The sequence below is a fragment of the Brevundimonas aurifodinae genome (assembly GCF_040195595.1).
Taxonomy (GTDB): domain Bacteria; phylum Pseudomonadota; class Alphaproteobacteria; order Caulobacterales; family Caulobacteraceae; genus Brevundimonas; species Brevundimonas aurifodinae.
Map to the genome: position 1 here is coordinate 27,226 of NZ_JBEGDD010000007.1, position 14,309 is coordinate 41,534.

Annotated in this window: 16 protein-coding genes; 5 read left to right on the forward strand and 11 right to left on the reverse strand. The window is 69.2% G+C overall.

Annotated elements, in window-relative coordinates; genetic code table 11:
• Positions 1 to 4 precede the first annotated feature (4 nt).
• Together ABN401_RS09560 and petA are read right to left on the reverse strand one after the other, a co-directional pair.
• Positions 5 to 1,333, reverse strand: a complete 1,329-nt coding sequence (locus tag ABN401_RS09560) for a cytochrome b (RefSeq protein WP_349684613.1) — start codon at positions 1,331 to 1,333, stop codon at positions 5 to 7.
• 11 nt (positions 1,334 to 1,344) lie between these two features.
• Complete coding sequence (gene petA, locus ABN401_RS09565; protein WP_349684614.1) at positions 1,345 to 1,902, reverse strand: ubiquinol-cytochrome c reductase iron-sulfur subunit; 558 nt, start codon at positions 1,900 to 1,902, stop codon at positions 1,345 to 1,347.
• A gap of 197 nt (positions 1,903 to 2,099) precedes the next feature.
• Here petA and ABN401_RS09570 point away from each other — a divergent pair, with 197 nt between their 5' ends.
• Positions 2,100 to 2,558: a tRNA (cytidine(34)-2'-O)-methyltransferase gene (locus ABN401_RS09570; RefSeq protein ID WP_349684615.1), complete on the forward strand. Its 459-nt coding sequence runs from the start codon at positions 2,100 to 2,102 to the stop codon at positions 2,556 to 2,558.
• Here ABN401_RS09570 and ABN401_RS09575 read toward each other — a convergent pair.
• Complete coding sequence (locus tag ABN401_RS09575) at positions 2,539 to 3,018, reverse strand: TspO/MBR family protein (protein ID WP_349684616.1); 480 nt, start codon at positions 3,016 to 3,018, stop codon at positions 2,539 to 2,541. The two genes, ABN401_RS09570 and ABN401_RS09575, sit on opposite strands and share 20 nt — an antisense overlap.
• A 317-nt stretch (positions 3,019 to 3,335) precedes the next feature.
• Between ABN401_RS09575 and ABN401_RS09580 the strand changes: the two genes are divergently transcribed.
• Positions 3,336 to 3,743, forward strand: coding sequence for a hypothetical protein (locus ABN401_RS09580; protein ID WP_349684617.1), 408 nt, complete (start codon positions 3,336 to 3,338; stop codon positions 3,741 to 3,743).
• A gap of 5 nt (positions 3,744 to 3,748) precedes the next feature.
• Here the strand turns inward: ABN401_RS09580 and ABN401_RS09585 are convergent, their stop codons facing one another.
• Together ABN401_RS09585 and ABN401_RS09590 are read right to left on the reverse strand one after the other, a co-directional pair.
• Positions 3,749 to 5,005 carry a dipeptidase gene (locus tag ABN401_RS09585; RefSeq protein ID WP_349684618.1) on the reverse strand — a complete coding sequence of 419 codons (1,257 nt, stop codon included), beginning with the start codon at positions 5,003 to 5,005 and terminating at the stop codon, positions 3,749 to 3,751.
• Positions 5,006 to 5,058: 53 nt separating this feature from the next.
• Positions 5,059 to 6,351 carry a M20/M25/M40 family metallo-hydrolase gene (locus tag ABN401_RS09590; RefSeq protein WP_349684619.1) on the reverse strand — a complete coding sequence of 431 codons (1,293 nt, stop codon included), beginning with the start codon at positions 6,349 to 6,351 and terminating at the stop codon, positions 5,059 to 5,061.
• Between the two features lie 97 nt (positions 6,352 to 6,448).
• On the opposite strand from ABN401_RS09590, the gene hemF reads away from it, so the two are divergent.
• Positions 6,449 to 7,336, forward strand: a complete 888-nt coding sequence (gene hemF / locus ABN401_RS09595) for an oxygen-dependent coproporphyrinogen oxidase (RefSeq protein ID WP_349684620.1) — start codon at positions 6,449 to 6,451, stop codon at positions 7,334 to 7,336.
• Positions 7,337 to 7,348: 12 nt separating this feature from the next.
• Here the strand turns inward: hemF and ABN401_RS09600 are convergent, their stop codons facing one another.
• Positions 7,349 to 8,038, reverse strand: a complete 690-nt coding sequence (locus tag ABN401_RS09600; RefSeq protein ID WP_349684621.1) for a type 1 glutamine amidotransferase — start codon at positions 8,036 to 8,038, stop codon at positions 7,349 to 7,351.
• 113 nt (positions 8,039 to 8,151) lie between these two features.
• Here ABN401_RS09600 and ABN401_RS09605 point away from each other — a divergent pair, with 113 nt between their 5' ends.
• A complete protein-coding gene (locus tag ABN401_RS09605) occupies positions 8,152 to 8,457 on the forward strand; it encodes an antibiotic biosynthesis monooxygenase family protein (RefSeq protein ID WP_349684622.1) in 306 nt (101 codons plus the stop codon).
• A gap of 131 nt (positions 8,458 to 8,588) precedes the next feature.
• On the opposite strand, the gene rlmJ is transcribed toward ABN401_RS09605, so the two are convergent.
• Entirely contained in the window at positions 8,589 to 9,407 is an 819-nt protein-coding gene (gene rlmJ / locus ABN401_RS09610) for a 23S rRNA (adenine(2030)-N(6))-methyltransferase RlmJ (RefSeq protein WP_349684623.1), read from the reverse strand.
• Positions 9,408 to 9,498: 91 nt separating this feature from the next.
• Between rlmJ and ABN401_RS09615 the strand changes: the two genes are divergently transcribed.
• Complete coding sequence (locus tag ABN401_RS09615; protein WP_349684624.1) at positions 9,499 to 10,518, forward strand: DNA topoisomerase IB; 1,020 nt, start codon at positions 9,499 to 9,501, stop codon at positions 10,516 to 10,518.
• A 43-nt stretch (positions 10,519 to 10,561) separates the two neighbouring features.
• On the opposite strand, the gene ABN401_RS09620 is transcribed toward ABN401_RS09615, so the two are convergent.
• The 4 genes from ABN401_RS09620 to ABN401_RS09635 all read right to left on the reverse strand — a co-directional run bounded on the left by ABN401_RS09620 (position 10,562) and on the right by ABN401_RS09635 (position 14,290).
• Entirely contained in the window at positions 10,562 to 11,008 is a 447-nt protein-coding gene (locus tag ABN401_RS09620; RefSeq protein WP_349684625.1) for an opioid growth factor receptor-related protein, read from the reverse strand.
• 106 nt (positions 11,009 to 11,114) lie between these two features.
• Positions 11,115 to 12,167, reverse strand: a complete 1,053-nt coding sequence (gene tdh, locus ABN401_RS09625; protein ID WP_432763545.1) for an L-threonine 3-dehydrogenase — start codon at positions 12,165 to 12,167, stop codon at positions 11,115 to 11,117.
• Positions 12,164 to 13,360 carry a glycine C-acetyltransferase gene (locus tag ABN401_RS09630; RefSeq protein ID WP_349684626.1) on the reverse strand — a complete coding sequence of 399 codons (1,197 nt, stop codon included), beginning with the start codon at positions 13,358 to 13,360 and terminating at the stop codon, positions 12,164 to 12,166. The genes tdh and ABN401_RS09630 overlap by 4 nt, the downstream gene beginning before the upstream one ends.
• A 39-nt stretch (positions 13,361 to 13,399) precedes the next feature.
• Positions 13,400 to 14,290, reverse strand: coding sequence for a DUF4232 domain-containing protein (locus ABN401_RS09635; protein WP_349684627.1), 891 nt, complete (start codon positions 14,288 to 14,290; stop codon positions 13,400 to 13,402).
• Positions 14,291 to 14,309 lie beyond the last annotated feature (19 nt).

A 14,309-nucleotide genomic window follows, 5' to 3' on the forward strand; every position in this document is an offset into this window, starting at 1 on the left:
GGTATCAGCCCTTCTTCTCGGCCGAGGCGGGGACCGCGCCGCTCATGGCGTCGGGACCCTTGAGCACGGGTTCGGAAATCGACAGCGGTATCTTCAGCGGCGTTTCCCTCAGCCCCACGAGCGGCAGGACCACGACGAAGAAGGCGAAGTAGTACAGCGTCGAAAGCCGCGTCAGCCACAGGTAGGAGTTCAGCTGGCCGTCGATCAGGGTGAAGCTGGGCATGCCCGGCACCACGGCGGCGTCCGGCAGCTGGGCCCCGCACCAGCCCAACAGCAGGCCGTTCAGGACGAACAGGGCGTAGAAGATCTTCATGGTCGGGCGATAGCGCATCGAGCGCACCTTGGACGTGTCCAGCCAGGGCAGGACGAACAGGATGCCGATGGCCGCGAACATGGCCACGACGCCGCCGAACTTGTCCGGGATCGCCCGGAGGATGGCGTAGAAGGGCAGCATGTACCACTCGGGCACGATATGCGCCGGCGTCACCAGCGGGTTGGCCGGGATGTAGTTGTCAGCGTGGCCCAGGGCGTTCGGCATGAAGAAGACGAACACGGCGAACATCATCAGGAACAGGATCAGGGCGAAGCCGTCCTTGACCGTGTAGTAGGGGTGGAAGGGAACTGTGTCCTTCTTCTCGCGGTCCTTGGGGATCAGGATGCCGACCGGGTTGTTCTGACCGGCGGTGTGCAGGGCCCACAGGTGCAGCACGACCACGCCGAAGATCACGAACGGCAGCAGGTAGTGCAGCGAGAAGAAGCGGTTCAGCGTCGCGTTGTCGATCGCCGGACCGCCGCGCAGCCAGATCAGGATCGGCTCGCCGATCAGGGGGATGGCCCCGACCAGATTGGTGATGACCTCGGCGCCCCAGTAGGACATCTGGCCCCAGGGGAGGACGTAGCCGAGGAAGGCCGTGGCGATCATCAGGAAGAAGATGATGCAGCCCAGGATCCAGATCATCTCGCGCGGCGCCTTGTAGGAGCCGTAGTAGAGACCGCGCAGCATGTGGATGTAGACGGCGACGAAGAACATCGACGCGCCGTTGGAGTGGACGTAGCGGATCAGCCAGCCGCCGTTCACGTCGCGCATGATGCGCTCGACCGAGGCGAAGGCCATCTCGGTGTTCGGCTGATAGTGCATCGCCAGGAAGATGCCGGTGACGATCTGCACGACCAGGCAGATGCTGAGGATCGCGCCGAAGGTGTACCAGTAGTTCAGGTTCTTGGGCGTCGGCAGCGACAGATAGTCAGCGCCGAACCGGACGATCGGAAGCCGGCTGTCCAGCCACTTCTCGACGCCGGTCTTGGGAACGTAGGTGGATTCGTGTCCGCTCATCGATGTGTGCCTCAGCCGATCCGGATGGTGGAGCCGGCGGTGAATTCATACTCCGGCACGACCAGGTTGATGGGCGCCGGACCTTTGCGGATGCGGCCCGACACATCGTAGTGCGAGCCGTGGCAGGGGCAGAACCAGCCGCCGTAGTCGCCGGTGCCGAAGGTGGGGATGCAGCCCAGGTGGGTGCAGCTGGCGAGGACGACCAGGGTGGACTGATGCCCCTCCTTGGTGCGCTCGGTGTCCGTCTGGGGATCCTTGAGGTCGCTCAAGTTGACGGAGGTCGCCTGCTGGACCTCGGCGGCGGTGCGGTTACGGATGAACACCGGCTTGCCCTGCCAGGTGATGACCAGCTGCATGCCCTCGGCGACCTTGGACGTGTCGAACTCGACCGTCGACAGCGCCAGGGTGTCGGCGGCCGGGTTCATCGAGTTGATGAGCGGCCAGGCCGCCATCACGCCGGCGCCGGCGGCCGCGGCGCCCGCCGCGATGTGGATGAAGTCCCGACGGGTGGCTTCGCCCTCGGGCGCCTCGCCATGGGGGCCTTCTGGATTCACGACCGATTCGGCCACGGCTCACCTTTCCAAAAACTGCGAAGGCGGGTGCCCGAACAGGGCCCCGCGCACGAGAGCGTTCCTATAGCGCCATCCGGCGGACATGACCCGATCCCGCTTTGCGGCGCATCGCCGCAAGATTTCGCCGCTCAATGAAACGATCGAAAACCGGTACCGCGACAGGACCCCTTCCCGCGCCTAATGAGGGCCTTAGAATGCGTCTCGCCCTTTTTCAACCGGCCATCCCCCAGAACGTCGGGGCCTGTATCCGCCTGTCGGCCTGTTTCGGCGTGTCCCTGCACATCATCGAGCCCACCGGCTTCACCTTCGACGACCGGGCGATGAAGCGGGCGGCGCTGGATTACGGACCACTGTCGCACATGACCCGCCATGCCGGTTGGGACGCCTTTCAGGAGGCGCGGGGGCCGGGGCGGCTGGTCCTGTTCACGACGAAAGGGGCGACGCCGCTGACCGACTTCGCTTTCCGGCCGGATGACACCCTGTTGTTCGGCTCCGAGCCCTCGGGCGCGCCAGATGATGTCCACGCGGCGGCCGACGCCCGCGTGGTGATTCCCATCCGGCCGGAGGCCCGCTCGCTGAACCTGGCGGTCAGCGCCGGGATCGGCCTGTTCGAGGCGCTGCGTCAGACAGGGCTCAGGCGCGGCGGGCGTTAGGGTTCAACTGGATCATCCGCCAGTTCAGCAGCGCGGCGATGCTGACCCAGAGCAGGTAGGGCAGGACCGGCAGGGCGGCGATCGGACGGATCATCCAGAAGACGGCCACGATCGCCGCCAGCGACACCCACAGGAAGGCCACGTCGATCATCGCCAGATCCATCCGGCGGCGGCCGAAGAACAGCCACGACCAGGCGGCGTTCAGGATCAGCGACAGGATGTAGAGGATGAAGACGCGCGGCCGCGTCTCGCCCGCGACCTCCCAGATCATCCAGCCGGCCCAGGCGTTCAGGGCGAACAGCAGGCCCCAGACGACGGGAAAGGCCCAGTTCGGCGGGGTCCAGGAGGGCTTGTTGAGGCCGGCATACCAGACCCCCGGCTTGAACATGCCCCCGCTGGAGGCAGCGGCCAGGTTCAGGCCCGCGAACACGGCCACGGCGATCCACATTTCGGTGCTCATGCGGGCATCCTAGCGGAAGGCCGCGCGGACGGCGCGGGTGAAGTCGTCGTTAGACGATACGCCAGATCATGACGGCGAGGCCCGCGACGGCGGCCGCGCCCACGATGTAGCTGAGGCAGCCGACGGCCTGGACCAGGCGGCGGCGCTTCGGATCGGTCGGTGTTTGCATCGCCCGGCCTTGGACCAGAGCTTATGGCCAAGCCAGCGGCGACGATGTCGCGCGTCCGGCTGTCACGCGGCTCCACGCCGCAGGGCGGACGCTCGGCATTGTCAGGGCGTAGGCGCAGTGGTCCTGTCGGGCGACGAGGGAGGCCCGGATGATCTATATCGTACTGAACGCCCTGCCGATCGCGGTGGCAAGCGGGTGCGGGCTGGCGGCCGGATTGCTGGTCCGTGGGTTGATCGGGCGGGTGGGGCGCGGGGCGGCGGGTCCGGCGCTGGCACCCGCCGTCATCGTCGCCATCGTTCTGGCCCAGGCCTGGCTGTGCGCGATCCTGGCCGGGGCGCTGATCCTGGCGCCATCCGAGGCCGGGGCATGGACCATGGCGATCGGCAGCGCCGTGGTGATCTGGATCGGCTTCGTCGTGCCCGCCACGGTCGTGAACCACGCTCAGCGCGGCCTGCCGTCGGGTGCCATGGCCACCGACGGTCTGAGCTGGCTGGCGATCATGGTCACCCAGGCGGTGGTGCTGAAGTCGATCGGCCTGGTCCCGCCGCCGGTCTGAGGGCCCTACTCCGGCGTCTCGTCCGTCTCGATCGCCGCCAGCGAGGGGCGCTCGGCCGCCCTGGCGCGGGCCACCGCCTCGGTGGCGCGCATGACGCGCAGGACGTTCTCGCCGGCCAGCTTGCGGATATCGGCGTCGGTCCAGCCCTCGGCCATCAGGGCGGCCAGCAGCCGGGGATAGGCGTCGACCCCCTCCAGCCCGGTCGGCAGGCGCGGCACACCGTCGAAGTCTCCGCCCAGGCCGACGTGGTCGATGCCGGCCACGGTTCGGACATGCTGGATGTGGGCCACGACGTCGGCGATGCCGGTGGCGGGCACGGGGTTGGCGGCGTCCCAGGCCTGGATCCCCGCCGTCACGGCTGCGGGATCGCCGGGCTCCAGCGAGCCCAGCCGGGCCTGTTCGGCGGCGCGGGCGGCGCTCCAGGCGCGGAAGGTCTCGGAGACGAAACCGGGCACGAAGGTGACCATGACGACCCCGCCGTCCTCGGGCATCGCGCGCAGGACGGTGTCAGGGACGTTCCGGGCATGGTCCGTCACGCCGCGCGCGGACGAATGGGAGAAGATCACCGGGGCGTCCGACACCCGCATGGCGTCCAGCATCGTCTCTTCCGAGACGTGGCTGAGGTCGACCAGCATGCCCAGCCGGTTCATCTCGCGCACCACCGCCTCGCCGAAGGGCGACAGGCCGCCGTGGCGCGGGGCGTCGGTGGCGCTATCGGCCCAGGACGTGGTCCGCGAATGGGTCAGGGTCATGTAGCGCACGCCCGCCTCGTGGAACTCGCGCAGCAGGCCCAGCGAATCGTCGATCGAATAGCCGCCTTCGATGCCCATCAGCGACGCGATCCGCCCGGCGCGATGGATGCGGACGACGTCGTCGGCGGTGGTGGCCAGTTCGAACACGTCCGGATGGGCGTCGACCATGCGGCGGACGACGTCGATCTGTTCGAAGGTCGCCTTGGCCGCCTCGACCGGGGTCAGGCTGGCGGGGACATAGACCGACCAGAACTGCCCGCCTACGCCGCCGGCCCGCAGGCGCGGAATGTCGGTGTGCAGACGGGTCGAACCCGCCAGATCGGTGGTCAGGTTGACCGCATAGGGGTCCGAGCCGTGCGCCTGACGCAGGGCCCAGGGCAGGTCGTTGTGGCCGTCGATCAGCGGCGTGCGCTCCAGGATACGCCGGGCACGGGCCTCTCCCGCGTCCTGGGCAGCGGCCGGCAGGACCAGGGCGAGAGAACATGCGGCGAGGGTCAGGGCGCGGATCATGGGGTGGTCTCCGGGTATCGATACGCCACTGTTGCAGACCTTGAGGAGGCCCGTCACTCCCCCAGGCTCAGCCGCCCGATCAGGACGGCCGCGCGCTGGGACTGGCGGATCAGGCTGTCCAGATCGACCCACTCGCCCTCGGCATGCGCCAGGCCACCGGCGATGCCGAGGCCGCCCAGGGTGTCGACGTCGGCCGCGACGAAGCCGCTGTCGGCCGCGCCGCGTCGGGCGGGGTCGAAGGGCGACATCTGGGGCAGGCCGAGGTCGCGATTGACCGCGTTCAGCCGCTCCAGCAGGGCCAGATTGCCGGGCGTCGGCGCCATCGGCGGATAGCCGTCGTCGCCGAAGACCAGGTCGGCGGTGGTCCGGGCCAGGTTCTGGCCGACGATCGCCTCCATCCGCGCCCGGGCCCGCGCGTCCTGCTCGGGCGTCAGGGTACGCAGATCGCCCCGGGCGATGGCCGTCTCGGCGACGATGTTGGTCTTGCCCGAGGCCTGGACGCGGAAGCCGTCGGCATCGATCTCGGCCGGCGTGCCGCCGGCGAGGACACCGACGTTGTAGGTCAGGTTGGGCTCGGGCAGCTCACGTCGGAACCCGTCGAGGATCCGCGCCATCTCATAGATCGCGCCATAGCCGAGGGTGTCGTTGAACACCCCACTGGAATGGCCGGTCACGCCGCCGGTCGTCAGCGTCCAGCTGGCGGCGCTGCGCCGGGCGATGGTGCCGAACTCGGCGCCGCCTTCGGTCGCCAGATTCTCGAACTCCAGCGCATAGTCGGCGACGCGCCCGGCCTCGATCAGGTCGCGCCGCGCGACGTCGAGTGGCACGCCCGGCCGCTCCTCGTCGCCGGTCAGGAAGACGGTGACGTTCGACCCCTCCAGCGTTCCCGCCGCCTGCATGGCGCGCAGAGCCGCGATGATCACCACCACTCCGCCCTTGTCGTCGCCGATGCCTGGGCCGGTCGCGCGCGCGCCGTCGCGCACGAAGGTCTGGAACGGGCTGTCGGTCTCGAACACCGTATCCAGGTGACCGATCAGCAGGATGTTCCTGCCGCCGCCGTCATGGGTGGCGACCAGATGGCCGGCCCGACCCGTCTCGGCCATGTCGATCCAGCGGACGTCGAAGCCCAGAGGCTCCAGCTCGGCCCGGACCCTCTCGCCGGTCGCGCGCACGCCCGCCAGGTTCAGCGTGCCCGAGTTCTGGTTGACGATCCGCTCCAGCAGATCGATGTGCCGGTCGTGCTCGGCGACCACGGTCGAGACGATGGTCCGCTCGGCCTCGGGCGTCTGGGCGAGGCCGGGGCCGCACAGGGTCAGGCCGAGCATGAGGGGCAGGATGAAACGCATGGCGGGCTCCGGGTTCGGCAGAGCTTGGCCCGGCGTCCGCGCGGCGTAAAGCATCGGCCCCGGTGACGCGCTGGGCGAAGCATGATTGAACGTGGTCATGAGCCACGCCCACGCCTCCGACGCCCCCTCGCTCGACCAGAAGAAGGTGGAGACCCGCGCCTGGTTCGAGACCCTGCGCGACCGCATCCACGCGGGCCTGGAGGCGCTGGAGGACGCGGCGCCGGCCGACCTGTTTCCGGGCGAACCCGGCCGGTTCGCGCGCACGCCCTGGTCGCGGCACGAGGGCGGCGGCGGGGTCATGGGCATGATGCACGGGCGGCTGTTCGAGAAGGTCGGCGTCCACGTCTCGACCGTCCACGGCACCTTTCCGGCGGACTATGCCAAGACCGTTCCCGGCGCGGAGGAGGACCCGCGGTTCTACGCCACCGGCATCAGCCTGATCTGCCACCCGGTCAGCCCCCGGGTTCCGGCGGTGCATATGAACACCCGCTTCATCGCCACGACCAGGAGCTGGTTCGGCGGCGGGGCGGACCTGACGCCGGTTCTGGATGGCGAGCGCACCCAGGAGGCCCCGGACACGGTCGCCTTCCACGCCGGGATGCGCGCTCCCTGCGACGCCCACGACCCCGCCTGGTATCCCAAGTACAAGCAGTGGTGCGACGAGTATTTCATGCTGCCGCACCGCAACGAGATGCGCGGCATCGGGGGCATCTTCTACGACCATCACGACAGCGGGGACTATGCCCGGGACTTCGCCTTCACGCGGGACGTCGGGATGGCGTTCCTCGATACCTACGCCGCCATCGTGCGTCGTCGCATGACCGAGCCCTGGACGCCCGAGGAGCGTGAGGAACAACTGATTCGCCGGGGCCGCTACGTCGAGTTCAACCTGCTGTATGACCGGGGCACGACGTTCGGCCTGAAGACCGGCGGGAACGTCGAATCGATCCTCAGTTCGATGCCGCCGGTGGTGAAGTGGCCGTGATGCCCGCACGGGTCAGGTTGCCAGAAACCGTCTGATCCAGTCGCCGACCACCGCCCGGTCATCCTCCGCCCTCAGGCTGGAGACCGCCCGGTTCACCACCACATCCTCGATCCGCCCGCGCCGGCCCTCGACCAGGGCCCCGGTGAAGGCGCGGGTGAACTCGGGGTGGGGCTGGAGCGACATGGCGTCGTCGCCCCAGGCCAGGCCGGCGAAGGGGGTGAAGTCGCTGGCCAGGATCACGCGGGCGTCGGCCGGCCGGGCGACGACCTGATCCTGATGCGAGGCCGACAGGGCGATCTCGGCCGGGGCGAGTGCCATCCAGGGTTGGACCTCGACGACCCGGTAGCGATGCAGGCCGACGCTCCAGCCGCTGCCGGATTTCTCGACCCGGCCGCCCAGAGCCTGGGCCATGGCCTGGTGGCCGAAACAGACACCGACCAGCCGGGTCTGTCCGCGTGCGTCGCGGATCCAGTCCAGCAGGGGTGGGATCCAGGCGTGATCCTCGTACACGCCGGCGGCCGAACCGGTGATGATGGCCCCGTCGAAGGCGGCCGGTTCGGGCAGGTCGCCGGCCTGGACGTCGAAAGACCGGGTCTGGAACGCGTCACCCAGCAGGTCCGCGAACATCGAGGGATAGTCGCCATGGTCGGGTTGAAGCGCCGACGGCGGGCGACCGGTCTCGAGCACGGCGATAGTCGGCATGGGGGCTCCGATCGGCTGGGGATGAACGCCGCTCACATGGGGTGTCGCCCGGCGGAATGCGCTAGAGGGCACCCGTCGGCCTTGTTCGTCGACAGCCGCCAGCGAGTTTCGCCATGGACGCCGACGCCGCACCCGTCGTCCTTATCAACGTCTTCAAGGTCCAGCCCGAGAAGCAGGACGACCTGATCGAGATGCTGACCAGCCTGGCCCGGGCCCAGGTCGGGCTGCCGGGCTTCATGTCCGCCACCCTGCACCGCGGCCTGAACGGCAAGACGGTGGCCAACCACGCGGTCTGGCGCTCGGTCGAGGACTGGAAGGCGATGACGCGGAACGAGGCGGTGGCCGCCGCCATGCGTCCGATCATGGCCATCGCGACCTTCGAGCCCAATCTGTACGAGGCCGGCGAGGTCATCGACTGAGCCTTGGTCGTGAGAGTCGGAAAGGGGTGTGGGAGTGACTCTCACTTCTCTCATTCGGCCTCCTGAGCCTGCCGCGCGAACGCCTGCCTAGCACCGTGGTGCGTCAGAATCGGACGTGGTGACGGTCGTTGTCAGGCCCGCCAGACCTCGGCCCTGGCCCCGGCGTCGCCCAGGGTCCCGGCCACCCAGCGGCAGATTTCGGTGGCCGCCGCGTCCGCGCCCTTCGGCGGGTTGACCACCACCATGGCGCAGCCGTTCATCTTCATTGGATCGGTCAAGGGCCGCAGTCGGGCCTCGGCCACCAGGGTGGGCGCCGCCGTCGCCGACGCGAGCCGTCTGAGGAAACCGTCGAAGGTCTCCATGTCTTTCAGCGGCGTCCAGATCGCCACGGTGGCATCCGGATCGGCCCGGACGATCCCGCCGGCGGTCTCTGCCGCGCGCAGATAGTCGTCGGGGCGTTCGAACGGCGGGTCGATCAGCACCAGCGAACCCCGCGCCTGTTTCGCCTCGGCCCGGACCATGTCGTAGCCGTCGCCGATCTCGCCCCGGGCGCCGGGGAAGGCTTTGAGGCTGTCGCGCAGCAGACCGGCGACCTCCTCGCGCAGTTCGAAGCCGACGTAGTGGTCGGCGGTCTTCAGGGCCCGGGCGATCAGGACCGGCGACCCGGGGTAGAAGCGGACCCGGCCGTTGGGATTGAGCGCCGCGACCTCGGCCGCCAGGGCTTCGATCAGCGCGGGTCGGGCCGCGGCGGCCATCAGCCGCTGGATGCCCGCCTCGGCCTCGCGCGAGCGGGCGGCGTCGCCGGTCAGGTCGTAGAGACCCGCCCCCGCGTGGGTGTCCAGCACGGTCACCGGCCCGGCCGCCTGACGCGTCGTCAGCAGCCACAGCACCAGGGCGTGCTTGACCAGATCGGCGAAATTCCCGGCGTGGAAGCTGTGGCGATAGTTCATGGCGTCTGCGTCCTCCGGTCGCTCGTCCGGGTCAAGAGGAACCGGCGATCCTCACGCGACGTTCGCCGTCCATGATCCGGACTTTCGATTGATGCCCGACGGTAGTCACGCCTTCGTCGCCGAGACCGAGGTCCCCAAGGGCCTGACCTATTGCAGCGATCGCTTCCCCGGCCTGACGCGGGTGCGTTCGGGCAGGGGCTTCCGCTATCGCGACCCCGAGGGGCGGCTGGTCGGGGACAAGGAGACCCTGGCGCGCATCCGGGCCCTGGCCATCCCGCCGGCCTGGACCGACGTCTGGATCTGCCCTCAAGGAACCGGCCACATCCAGGCGACCGGCCGCGATGTGAAGGGGCGCAAACAGTACCGCTATCACAACGACTGGTCCGAACATCGCTCGGGCGGAAAGTTCGATCGGATGCCCGCGTTCGCGCGGCGACTGCCAAAGCTGCGAGAGCGGGTCGAGGCGGACCTGGGATCGCGCGGGCCCAGCCGCGAGAAGGTCCTGGCCACCGCCGTCCGGCTGCTGGAGATCACCCTGATCCGGGTGGGCAACGCCCAGTACGCCAAACAGAACCGCAGCTACGGCCTGACGACCCTGCACAAGCGGCACCTGGAGGTCGACGGCGCCGGCCTGGCCTTCGCCTTTCGCGGCAAGTCGGGGGTCGAGCACAAGGTCAGCGTCCGCGACCGTCGCCTGGCGGCCGTGGTGCGGACCCTTCGCGAACTGCCTGGACAGCAGCTGTTCAAGTATCGAAACGCCGAGGGCGACCTGTGCCCCGTCACCTCGGACGACGTGAACGCCTATATCCGCGAGGCCATGGGCGAGGATTTCTCCGCCAAGGATTTCCGCACCTGGGCCGGCACGGTCTCGGCGGCGCGGGCCCTGCGCGACATGGAGCCGCCGACCTCGGCCACGGACACGAAGCGCAAGATCACCCTGTGCGTGAAGGCGGTGGCGGGACTGCTGGGCAATACGCCGACGGTGTGCCGGTCCAGCTATGTCCATCCCACGGTGTTCGACCTGTACGAGACGGGGCGGATCGCCGAGGTCCTGCCCGGGGCTGACACCAAGGGATTCGAGGCGGCCCTGATCAAGGTGCTGAAAGCGTAGAGCGGCTCTCCCTCCCCATGAAGGGGAGGGAGACATGCCGCGCTCAGGCGTTTTCCCAGTGCTGGCGGCTGCCCATGCTGACGGGGCGGCCCGCGCGCTCGTCGAGGCGAAGGATCAGCTGGCGGAAATCCTCGGCCTCGCCGGGACCGCGCAGGAGGCGCAGCGACCTGATGATGCGGGTGATCCGCAGGTGGTTGTGATCCTGGGCCACCCGCCAGTGGCCGTTGGACTGATAGAAGGCCGCCATCCGGTCGGTGCCGGCCGCCAGCGCGATCTGGGCCAGGCCGGAAGCGTGGATCGCCTGAACGTCGTCGGCCGTCAGGACCGGGGCGCGGCGGTTGGCGCCGGACGGCTGATCGAGGGGGAAGAGCCACTGGATGAAGTCGTGGGTGGTCTCGATCTGCTGGTCGGACATGGCCACGACCTCGAAGACGTTGCGGCCCGCCTCGTCGTCGCCGGCGCCCTTGAGGAAATCGACGATCGCGCTCATCGGCGCGACCGGACGGTCGTCCGGACCTCCGCGATGGAATCAGTCCCGAGCCCCATGATGCGGGGTGGTCGGGGATCGCCGTTACGAGGTCAAGCCCGGGGGACGATCAGGCGGCCTTGTCCCAGTCCAGCACGACCTTGCCCGACTGGCCCGAGCGCATCGCCTCGAAGCCCTCGGCATAGCGGTCGTAGGGCAGGGTGTGGGTGATGAGGGGCGTCAGGTCCAGGCCGGCCTTCAAGAGGCCCAGCATCTTCCGCCAGGTCGTGAACATCTCGCGGCCGTAGACGCCCTTGATGGTCAGGGCCTTGAGGATGATCGCGCCCCAGTCGGTCTCCATGGGCCGGGACGGAATGCCCAGCATGGCCATGCCGCCGCCCATGATCAGGGTGTCGACGCACTGTTTGAAGGCGATGGGCGACCCCGACATCTCCAGCGCCACGTCGAAGCCGACCTTGAGCCCCAGCTCGTGCATGACGTCGTGCAGGTCCTCGCGGGTGGTGTTCACGGTGCGGACGCCCGGCGCGACCCTGGCCCCCAGCTCCAGCCGGAAGTCGTTGATGTCGGTCAGGACGACGGTGCGGGCGCCGGCGTGGCGCGCCACGGCTGCCGCCATCATGCCGATGGGACCGGCGCCGGTGACCAGGACGTCTTCGCCCAGCAGGTCGAACTGTTGCGCCGTGTGGACCGCGTTGCCGAAGGGGTCGAGGATCGAGCCGATCTCGTAGGGCACGTCCTCGGGCAGCTCGATCACGTTGAAGGCCGGGGCCACGACGTATTCGGCGAAGCCCCCCTGGCGGTTCACCCCGATGCCGCGCGTGGCGGGGTCGAGGTGGAAATGGCCCGCGCGGGCGGCCTCGGAGTTCAGGTCGATGACGTGGCCCTCGACCGAGACGCGCTGGCCGACCTTCAGCCGGCGATCCACGTCCTTGCCGATGTGGACGATGTCGCCACTGAACTCGTGGCCCGTGATCATCGGGACCGGCACGTTCTTCTGGGACCACTCGTCCCAGTTCCAGATGTGGATGTCGGTGCCGCAGACCGCCGCGCGCCGGACCTTGATGAGCACGTCCTCGGGTCCTGCCTCGGGGATGGGGGCGTCGATCAGGTCGAGGCCGATCTCGGGCCGCATCTTGGCCAGGGCCTTCATGGTGGTGGTCATGCAATAACTCCCAGTTCCTTGCCGGCCGTCGTGAACGCCGCGACCGCTTGATCGATATGTTCGAAGGTATGCGCCGCCGACATCTGGGTGCGGATGCGGGCCTGGCCGCGCGGCACGACGGGGAACGAAAACCCGATGACATAGACGCCGAGTTCCAGCATGCGGGCCGCCATGGTCTGGGCCAGCTTGGCGTCGCCCAGCATCACCGGAATGATCGGGTGCTGGCCGGGCAGGAGGTCGAACCCGGCGGCCTGCATCGCGCCCCGGAAGCGCTCGGCGTTGGCGAACAGCTGGGCGCGGAGCGCATCGCCCTCGGGACCCTGGGCGATGCGGATCGCCTCGAGGCTGGCCCCGCAGACGGACGGGGCGAGGGCGTTGGAGAAGAGGTAGGGGCGCGCCCGCTGCTTCAGCAGTTCGACGACCGGCCTGGTCGCGCAGATGAAGCCGCCCATGGCCCCGCCCAGGGCCTTGCCGAAGGTGCCGGTGACGAAATCGACCTTGACCCCGCAATGGGCGTAGGAGCCGCGACCCTGCGGTCCGAGGAAGCCCGTGGCGTGGCAGTCGTCGACCATGACGAGCGCGCCGTACTGGTCGGCGAGCGTCCTGATCTGGTCCAGTTTGGCGATATAGCCGTCCATGGAAAACGCGCCGTCGGTGGCGATGATGATGTCGCGCGCGCCGTCGGCCCGGGCCTGCTTCAGCTGGGCCTCCAGATCGGCCATGTCGGAGGTGGCGAAGCGATAGCGTTTGGCCTTGCAGAGCCTGACGCCGTCGATGATCGAGGCGTGGTTCAGGCTGTCCGAGACGATGGCGTCCTCGGCCCCGAACAGGGGCTCGAACAGGCCGCCGTTGGCGTCGAAGGCGGCGGCGAACAGGATGGTGTCCTCAAAGCCGAGATAGTCGGCGATGGCGCGCTCGAGCTCCTTGTGGATATCCAGGGTGCCGCAGATGAAGCGCACCGAGGCCGTTCCGCCGCCCCAGCGTTCGGTGGCGGCATTTGCGGCGTCGACGATGCGCTGATCGCCGCCGAGGCCCAGATAGTTGTTGGCGCAGAAGTTCAGCACGCTGCGACCGCCGACCTGGATCACCGGGCCCTGGCGCGACTGGATCACCCGTTCGGGCTTGGTCAGGCCCTGGGCGTCGATGTCGGCGAGTTCGGCGGCGACACGGTCATGAAAGGCGGCTGTCTGCATGGGCCGCCTCTTAGACCCTGGCCGGGGACGATGAAAGCGTCAGGTCGACGCCGGAGGGGCCGCGACCTCCTCGGTCGCCCGCAGCGGATTGACGCGGATGCGGCCACCGCAGGGCGTCAGGGCCAGGGGTGTCGTCATGGCCGAGGCGTCGCCCGCGATGCGAATGCTGATCCGCGCGGCCGAGGGGCAACTGGTCTGGCCCTCGGCCTCGTTCGGCACGACATTCCAGGCGATGTCGAAATAGGCTCGGCCGCCTGCGGGAACGGCGACGGGCGTCGCTGTGCCAGGGTTCTGGTCGGAGCGGACGGTGGACAGCGGGCGACCCTGGGTGTCCAGCAGCGACACCGCCGGATAGCCGGACACGGCGCAGGGCGTCGCCCCGGTGTTGGTCAACCCGAAGACCTGGGCCCGGTTGCCGGCACCGGCGTCGGCGGTCTCGACCGACAGCCGCAGGTCGGCGACCCGGCAGGGCGTGGCGACCGCGCCCGTGGTCGACGCCGGGTCGGACCCCGGCGGCGGCAGGTCGGGGTTGGCGGATGGGCGGCTGCAGGTCTCGAGCACGGTCGTGCCGACCTGATCGTTGGGGCCGATGCGGCTGAGGGTGGCGTTCTCCTGGCCGTTTCGGCTGGCCGTCCACCACTCGAGGCCCGAGCCGACGTAGCGCGCGCCGCTGCCCGAGGGCGCGATCCGCAAGGTGTAGGCCTGGCCCCGCCAGGTGATTTGGGCGGTCTCGGTGTCGGGATACTGGACCTGGATGGCCTGGTCGCTCTGGCAGGCATAGGCGATGGGCGGGGGCAGGGGGCCTGTCGGGGCGGCGACGGGGGTGACCGGCGGCGCGACCACGGCGGGGGTCTCTTCGGTGCCCTGGCCGCAGGCGGATAGGGCGAAGGCGCCCATCAGGGCGACGGCGAGCGGACGGTGGCTGGTCATGGCGATCCCCCTTGAATGC

What these genes read in the sequence shown, in the direction of transcription:
- ABN401_RS09575 (WP_349684616.1), bottom strand. Translation starts at nt 3,018, where the DNA reads ATGAGCACCGAAATGTGGATCGCCGTGGCCGTGTTCGCGGGCCTGAAC.
- ABN401_RS09580 (WP_349684617.1), top strand. Translation starts at nt 3,336, where the DNA reads ATGATCTATATCGTACTGAACGCCCTGCCGATCGCGGTGGCAAGCGGG.
- ABN401_RS09615 (WP_349684624.1), top strand. Translation starts at nt 9,499, where the DNA reads ATGCCCGACGGTAGTCACGCCTTCGTCGCCGAGACCGAGGTCCCCAAG.
- ABN401_RS09620 (WP_349684625.1), bottom strand. Translation starts at nt 11,008, where the DNA reads ATGAGCGCGATCGTCGATTTCCTCAAGGGCGCCGGCGACGACGAGGCG.
- rlmJ (WP_349684623.1), bottom strand. Translation starts at nt 9,407, where the DNA reads ATGAACTATCGCCACAGCTTCCACGCCGGGAATTTCGCCGATCTGGTC.
- ABN401_RS09560 (WP_349684613.1), bottom strand. Translation starts at nt 1,333, where the DNA reads ATGAGCGGACACGAATCCACCTACGTTCCCAAGACCGGCGTCGAGAAG.
- tdh (WP_432763545.1), bottom strand. Translation starts at nt 12,167, where the DNA reads ATGACCACCACCATGAAGGCCCTGGCCAAGATGCGGCCCGAGATCGGC.
- ABN401_RS09590 (WP_349684619.1), bottom strand. Translation starts at nt 6,351, where the DNA reads ATGCGTTTCATCCTGCCCCTCATGCTCGGCCTGACCCTGTGCGGCCCC.
- ABN401_RS09635 (WP_349684627.1), bottom strand. Translation starts at nt 14,290, where the DNA reads ATGACCAGCCACCGTCCGCTCGCCGTCGCCCTGATGGGCGCCTTCGCC.
- ABN401_RS09585 (WP_349684618.1), bottom strand. Translation starts at nt 5,005, where the DNA reads ATGATCCGCGCCCTGACCCTCGCCGCATGTTCTCTCGCCCTGGTCCTG.
- ABN401_RS09570 (WP_349684615.1), top strand. Translation starts at nt 2,100, where the DNA reads ATGCGTCTCGCCCTTTTTCAACCGGCCATCCCCCAGAACGTCGGGGCC.
- ABN401_RS09600 (WP_349684621.1), bottom strand. Translation starts at nt 8,038, where the DNA reads ATGCCGACTATCGCCGTGCTCGAGACCGGTCGCCCGCCGTCGGCGCTT.
- ABN401_RS09605 (WP_349684622.1), top strand. Translation starts at nt 8,152, where the DNA reads ATGGACGCCGACGCCGCACCCGTCGTCCTTATCAACGTCTTCAAGGTC.
- hemF (WP_349684620.1), top strand. Translation starts at nt 6,449, where the DNA reads ATGAGCCACGCCCACGCCTCCGACGCCCCCTCGCTCGACCAGAAGAAG.
- ABN401_RS09630 (WP_349684626.1), bottom strand. Translation starts at nt 13,360, where the DNA reads ATGCAGACAGCCGCCTTTCATGACCGTGTCGCCGCCGAACTCGCCGAC.